The sequence below is a fragment of the uncultured Brachyspira sp. genome (genome assembly GCF_910578695.1).
Taxonomy (GTDB): domain Bacteria; phylum Spirochaetota; class Brachyspiria; order Brachyspirales; family Brachyspiraceae; genus Brachyspira.
Genome location: NZ_CAJTQJ010000074.1, coordinates 1 through 2,326 on the forward strand (window position 1 = coordinate 1; position 2,326 = coordinate 2,326).

Consider the following 2,326-nt stretch of genomic DNA (forward strand, 5'->3'; position numbering starts at 1 on the left):
TAAATCATATATGTCAAGCATTTTTAAATAATTTTTTGATTTAAAATATTATTTCTTGACAATTTAATATTTTATAGTATAAAGAATCATAAATAATATACTAATTCATATTGCAGGAAAATACAGGAAAATATATGAAAAAAGGAAAAAAATCTGAAATAAAAAAACTGCGTGTAAAAACACATAAAAATCTTTTGCTTGTAAAAAATGACAGTGAAGAAGATAAAAAAAAATTGGAAATAATAAGAGATATATTAATCAATGATGAAAATAAAGATAAAGCAGATCTACATAACTATTTTCTTAATAATAAAGGCGAAGCCATTTTTAAACATCTTCCTTTTTTTGATATATACGAAAGACATTTTTCTAAATACAGGGGAAAAGATATTAATATGATGGAAATAGGTGTCGGAAGCGGCGGAGCTGTAAAAATGTGGAGAGAATATTTTAAAAATAATAACAGCAAAGCAAATGTGAATATATATGCGATAGATAAAAATCCTAAATGCCTGCAATTTGAAGAGAATAATATAAAAATATTTATAGGTTCTCAAGATGACAGAGATTTTTTAAAAGAAGTAAAAAAACAAATACCGAAATTAGATATATTAATAGATGACGGCGGACATAAAATGAATCAGCAGATTATTACTTTTGAAGAGATGTATGAACATATAAAAGATGACGGAATTTATTTATGCGAAGATGTTTATACTTCTTATTGGGCTAATTTCGGAGGAGGATACAAAAATCCAAATTCATATATAGAATACACAAAAAATTTAATAGACTCTCTTAATGCATATTGGGCTGCTGAAGAAGATGATTTATATCCTAATAATTTTACTGACAGCACCTACTCTATTCATTATTATGATGCTGTGGTAGTGATAGAAAAAAAGAAAAGAGATACTAGATATAATGATATATGCCAGCAGGCTATAATAGGAAAAACTAAAGAATAAATTTATAAGCTGATTAATTATTTTTCTTTTCTTATTGCTGAAATATAAGCAAAACTGTCAAAATATTTCATAATACTTTCATCAGTATTATATTCATTATCGCCGAGCAAATAATCGCATAAAACTTCTCTTAATCTTGTAAACTCTTTTATGCTATGTTTTTTATACTGAGCTTCTATAGTTAAATCTAAAAGCTCTAAAGCTCTGTATAAAGCATTTTTAGAATATTCAAAATTATTTTTCTTTTTAAACTTTATTGCTCTGTAAACTTCGCTTCCAATATTAGCCATTTGCTCTGCAAGGCTCAAAGTTTTCCATTTTCCGTTTGCCGAATCTTTATGCATATAACTCATAATATTTCACTTAATTATTAAATTATTCAATATTTCTATTATTTTGTTTCTAATATTTTCATCTTCTATATATCTATTTATATTATTGTAAGAAGGTTTTATATTAATTAAAGAAGTAAATCCTATAAAATCATAATCATCTAATTCAGGATAAATATTAATGCCCCATAAATATTTCTGCGATGAACCATTTTCTATAAGCAAAGCTTCCAAATCGCTATGAAGCTCTGCATCTAAAGCTAATTCATTTTTTTCAATATCTATAACGCCTTTAACCATATCAGTAAAAAAATTTCCAAGCATATTTTTTATTTCTGAAACTTCAATACTTTCTTTAATGATTATCATAAAATATTAATACTCCGTAATTATATTTACTTAACATAATATTAACGGAAATATAATTTTTTTATAAAGAAAATTTAATATGATGAAAGAAATTTTATAATATAAAAAAATTTAATATATATGCATAAATATTTTTTATAGTTTATATTCCGACAATAAAAAATGCTTATAATGAATTATAGAATTATTATATAAAAATTGCGAGTGCCTGCTGCTTACATAATTCAAGAGTTAGTTTATTAAAAAAAAGCGAGTCTGAACTAGCAATACCAAATGAGGCATAGCGGTAATAATATAAAGTTTATAGCTAGCAATTTTAAAGCGGTAAACGAGAAACTGATAACTAATATTATAACAATTGTGAGTGCCTGCTATTCGCAGAATGGCAGGGAGCATTAACGAACAATTTTTATTAGCAATAATAAAGAGGTTATTAGCTAATTTAATGCGAGTTTATAGCTAGCAATTTTAAAGCGGTAAACGAGAAACTGATAACTAATATTATAAAAATTGTGAGTGCCTGCTATTCGCAGAATAGCAGGGAACATTAACAAACAATTTTTATTAGCAATAATAAAGAGGTTATTAGCTATTTTAAAGCGAGTTTATAGCTAGCAATTTTAAAGCGGTAAACGAGAAACTGATAACTAATATTAT

General features: G+C 25.4%; 3 protein-coding genes. 1 reads left to right on the plus strand and 2 read right to left on the minus strand.

What is annotated here, in order from left to right:
• Positions 1-134: 134 nt before the first annotated feature.
• Positions 135-968: a class I SAM-dependent methyltransferase gene (locus tag QZ288_RS11680; RefSeq protein ID WP_295159061.1), complete on the plus strand. Its 834-nt coding sequence runs from the start codon at positions 135-137 to the stop codon at positions 966-968.
• Between the two features lie 17 nt (positions 969-985).
• On the opposite strand, the gene QZ288_RS11685 is transcribed toward QZ288_RS11680, so the two are convergent.
• Positions 986-1,321: a hypothetical protein gene (locus QZ288_RS11685; protein WP_295159062.1), complete on the minus strand. Its 336-nt coding sequence runs from the start codon at positions 1,319-1,321 to the stop codon at positions 986-988.
• Positions 1,322-1,327: 6 nt separating this feature from the next.
• Positions 1,328-1,669, minus strand: coding sequence for a DUF5674 family protein (locus tag QZ288_RS11690; protein ID WP_295159064.1), 342 nt, complete (start codon positions 1,667-1,669; stop codon positions 1,328-1,330).
• Positions 1,670-2,326: the final 657 nt, after the last annotated feature.